This window comes from Pseudomonas sp. CM25 (assembly GCF_013179705.1).
Classification (GTDB): domain Bacteria; phylum Pseudomonadota; class Gammaproteobacteria; order Pseudomonadales; family Pseudomonadaceae; genus Aquipseudomonas.
Window position 1 is genome coordinate 1 of the sequence record NZ_JABMCW010000415.1, and the last position, 4232, is coordinate 4232.

Below are 4232 nucleotides of genomic sequence, written 5' to 3' on the forward strand. Positions count from 1 at the left end.
AAACACGATGGCCAGCCCTGCGCGGCGGGCGTTGCTGACGAACTGCTTGGCGCCGTTTATCACCCACTGGCCATCCACCAGCTCGGCGCGGGTACGCAGGTTGTGCGCCTCGGACCCGGCCTGTGGCTCGGTCAGGCAGAAGCAGCCGATCACCTCGCCCGTAGCCAGGCGTGGCAGCCACTGCTGTTGCTGTTCGGCTGTACCGTAGGCCAGCAGCGGGCCGCAGCCCACCGAGTTGTGGATGCTCATCATCGCCCCGGTGGCGCCGCAGCCGGCGGCGATTTCTTCCACGGCCAGCGCGTAGGCGACATAGTCGGTGTAGCTGCCGCCGAAGTCTTCCGGTACCACCATGCCCAGCAGGCCCAGTTCGCCCATCTTGCGCACCACGCCATCATCGATCCAGCCGGCCTTTTCCCAGGCCTGGGCATACGGGGCGATCTCGCCACGGGCAAAGTCCCGGGCCATGTCGCGGATCATGATCTGTTCTTCGCTCAGTTCCAGGTCTTGCATCTGTGTACTCCCGGGCTCACAGGCCTTCGAAGAATTGGTCGACCCGCTGGCGTTGCAGCGCGGCCAGGGTCGGCGGGTTCCAGCGCGGTTGTTTGTCCTTGTCGATGATCAACGCACGTACGCCTTCGATGATATCGCCGTGCCGGAACCACTGGCGGTCCAGGTGCAGCTCCATGGCAAAGCAGTCTTCCAGGTTCAGGTGGCGGCCACGGCGCAACATCTCCAGGGTAACCGCCATGGCCAGGGGCGAGCGGCTTTCCAGCTGGTCGGCGGTGGCCAGGGCCCATTGGTGGCTGTCGTCGACGCTGACTGCGCGCAGTTGCTCGACGATGGCGGGCATGTCGGGCAGGGCGAAGAAGTGGTCGATGACCGTGCGCAGCTTTTCCAGCGGCGCATCGCCGAGCACCTGGGTGCCGAGCGTGGCCAGCAGGTTCTGCAGGTCCTTGAGCGGCTGGTCGCCGAACTGCAACTGGTCCAGCCCTTGGTCGAGGGCCGCCAGCTGGTCGCTGGCCAGGTACCAGTCGGCCAGGCCGCAGTACAGTGCGTCGGCCGCCTGGATCTGGTTGCCGCTCACGCCCAGGTAGATGCCCAGTTCACCGGGAATGCGCGACAGGAAATAGCTGCCGCCGACGTCGGGGAAGTAGCCGATCCCAACTTCGGGCATGCCCAGGCGGCTGCGCTCGGTGACCACGCGCAGGTCGCAGCCCTGGGCCAGGCCCATGCCGCCACCCAAAGTAAAGCCGTCCATCAGCACCAGCACCGGTTTGCGGTAGTGGTGGATGAGCAGGTCGAGGGCGTATTCCTCGACGAAAAAGTCTTGGTGCAGCGTGTCGTCGGCTTTGAAGCTGTCGTACAGCGAGCGGATATCGCCACCTGCACAGAACCCTTTGGGGCCCTCGCCACGCAGTACCACAGCGTGTACTTGCGGGTCTTCCGCCCAGCGGTCCAGCTGTTGGCGCAGGCTGCGTACCATGTCCAGGGTCAGGGCATTGAGGCCGGCGGGGCGGTTCAGGGTCAGGTGGCCGACCTGGTTGCGGACTTCGGCCAGCACGTGGTCGGTCGGAGTAATAGCGTGCGCAGTCATTGCGTTCTCCCTGCTTTGTTATTGATTTTCCAAGTGAAGTCTGGAGTTCGCTGGAGGATCTGCGGATCCTTGCATGCGAATTTGCCTTGCACAATCGACAAATCTGCAGGGCGAACCTGCATTTCTGCCATGGCTGGGGATGTTGCCACTCTAACAAGGTTTCAGGGCGATAGGGCCAGCCGCACCCATGCATCCCTTTGTTCATTAACCTGACCGTAACGATCTGCCACCGAGCTTGATTGATCCCCCAACCCCCCAGGCCTAAGTTGACCCCACGACAGCGAACCCGTGGAGTCACCATGACAACAACACAGAATCCACCGCCGCAATGGTCGCGACGGCGTGCCGAAAAGCAGCGCCGCCTCGACCGGGTCCGCCACCTCGCCGACGGCGTGGTGCTGCCCACCGAGCGTATCGTCGAAGCCCTGGAGCTGTTGCTCGCCCCCGGCGACCGGGTGGTGCTCGAAGGCAACAACCAGAAGCAGGCCGACTTCCTTTCGCGCTCGCTGGCCAAGGCCGACCCTGCGCGCCTGCACGACCTGCACATGATCATGCCCAGCGTCAGCCGTGCCGAGCACCTGGACCTGTTCGAACGCGGCATTGCGCGCAAGCTCGATTTCTCCTTCGCCGGCCCGCAAAGCCTGCGCATCGGCCAGCTGCTGGAGGATGGCCTGCTCGAAGTCGGCGCCATTCACACCTACATAGAGCTGTACTCGCGGCTGCTGGTCGACCTGATCCCCAACGTGACATTGGTGGCAGGCTTCATGGCTGATCGCGACGGCAACCTGTACACCGGCCCCAGCACAGAGGACACCCCGGCACTGGTGGAGCCAGCCGCCTTCAGCGACGGCATCGTCATCGCCCAGGTCAACCAGTTGGTGGACCGTGTAGACGACCTGCCACGGGTTGATATCCCGGCCTCCTGGGTCGATTTCGTGGTGGTCGCCGACCAGCCCTTCTATATAGAACCGCTGTTCACCCGCGACCCGCGCCATATCAAGCCGGTGCATGTGCTGATGGCGATGATGGCCATACGCGGTATCTACGAAAAGCACCAGGTGCAGTCGCTCAACCACGGCATTGGCTTCAACACCGCAGCCATCGAGCTGATCCTGCCCACCTATGGCGAGTCGCTGGGCCTGAAGGGCAAGATCTGCCGCAACTGGACACTCAACCCGCACCCCACACTGATCCCGGCCATCGAGACCGGTTGGGTGCAGAGCGTGCACTGCTTCGGTACCGAGCTGGGCATGGAGGACTACATCGCCCAGCGCCCCGACGTGTTCTTCACTGGCCGCGATGGTTCGCTGCGCTCCAACCGCATGATGTGCCAGCTGGCCGGGCAATACGCCGTCGACCTGTTCATTGGCGCCACCCTGCAGGTGGACGGCGATGGCCATTCCTCGACCGTGACCCGCGGCCGCCTGGCCGGTTTCGGCGGCGCGCCGAACATGGGCCACGACTCCCGTGGCCGGCGCCATGCCACCCCGGCCTGGCTCGACATGACCGTGCCGGACACTCTGCTCGAACGCGGCCGCAAGCTGGTGGTGCAGATGGTCGAGACCTACCAGGAAGGCGGCAAGCCCACCTTTGTGGAAACCCTCGATGCCGTGGAAGTAGCCAAGAAGGCCGGCATGCCGCTGGCACCGGTGATGATCTACGGCGACGACGTCACCCACCTGTTGACCGAGGAGGGCATCGCCTACCTGTACAAGGCCCGCAGCCTGGAAGAGCGCCAGCAGATGATCGCCGCCGTCGCCGGGGTTACTGCGATAGGCCTGCGGCATGACCCGAAGGATACCCAGCGCATGCGCCAGCAGGGCCTGATTGCCTTGCCCGAAGACCTCGGCATCCGCCGCACCGACGCCAGCCGCGAGCTGCTGGCCGCGCGCAGCATCGCCGACTTGGTCGATTGGTCTGGCGGCCTCTACAACCCGCCTGCGCGGTTCAGGAGCTGGTAATGAAAGCACTCGACTTGCAACCGCATGGGCCTCTTCGCGGGCACACCGGCTCCCACATGTTCATCTCTTCACTTCAATCCGGCACCGTCCCTGTGGGAGCGGGTTTACCCGCGAAGAGGCCGGCCCAGGCAATCGAAATTCCCTTGGCCGACCACTTGGCCGACCTGGCGGTTGAGGCCCTGATCGACGAAGCCGACCTGTCACCCAAACCCGGCCTGGTAGACCGCCGCAGCAACGGCGCCCATACCGATATGACCCTGGCCCTGATGCACGCCTCGGCCCTGGCCCTGTGGCCCTGCCTGCGCAACATGGCTGAAGCCGCCCAAACCATCGGCACGATCAGCCAACCGCTACGTGCCTCTCTGGGCAAGCTCGGCCGCGATGGCGAAGCCGCGATGCTGGCCGCCACCCACGGCGTCAACACCCACCGCGGCGCGATCTGGGCCCTGGGCCTGCTGGTAGCCGCCAAGGCCCTCGACCCCGATGCCGACGCCAGCACCCTGGCCGCCCGCGCCGGGCGCATCGCCCTGCTCGACGACCCGGCCATGCCGCCACAGCAAAGCCACGGCCTGCAGGTGCGCCAGCGCTACGGCACCAGCGGCGCTCGGGAACAGGCACAGCAAGGCTTCCCCGCCGTCATCCGCCACGGGCTGCCGCAACTGCAGCGCAGCCGCGCC

4 protein-coding genes are annotated in these 4232 nt (G+C 65.3%); 2 read left to right on the forward strand and 2 right to left on the reverse strand.

The genetic code is table 11. The features are described 5' to 3' along the window. Nucleotides 1-510, reverse strand: a 510-nt coding sequence (locus tag HP546_RS26830) for an acyl-CoA dehydrogenase family protein (protein ID WP_172231841.1), incomplete at its 3' end; no start/stop codon positions are given. 16 nt (nucleotides 511-526) lie between these two features. Next, a complete protein-coding gene (locus tag HP546_RS26835; RefSeq protein ID WP_172231844.1) occupies nucleotides 527-1594 on the reverse strand; it encodes an enoyl-CoA hydratase/isomerase family protein in 1068 nt (355 codons plus the stop codon). Between the two features lie 299 nt (nucleotides 1595-1893). Here HP546_RS26835 and mdcA point away from each other — a divergent pair, with 299 nt between their 5' ends. Both mdcA and HP546_RS26845 read left to right on the forward strand, forming a co-directional pair. Further along, the gene (mdcA, locus tag HP546_RS26840; protein WP_172231847.1) at nucleotides 1894-3555 is read left to right on the forward strand and encodes a malonate decarboxylase subunit alpha; all 1662 of its coding nucleotides are present in this window, start codon (nucleotides 1894-1896) and stop codon (nucleotides 3553-3555) included. Nucleotides 3556-3611: 56 nt separating this feature from the next. Next, the coding region (locus tag HP546_RS26845) for a triphosphoribosyl-dephospho-CoA synthase (RefSeq protein WP_256678547.1) at nucleotides 3612-4232 on the forward strand (621 nt) is incomplete at its 3' end.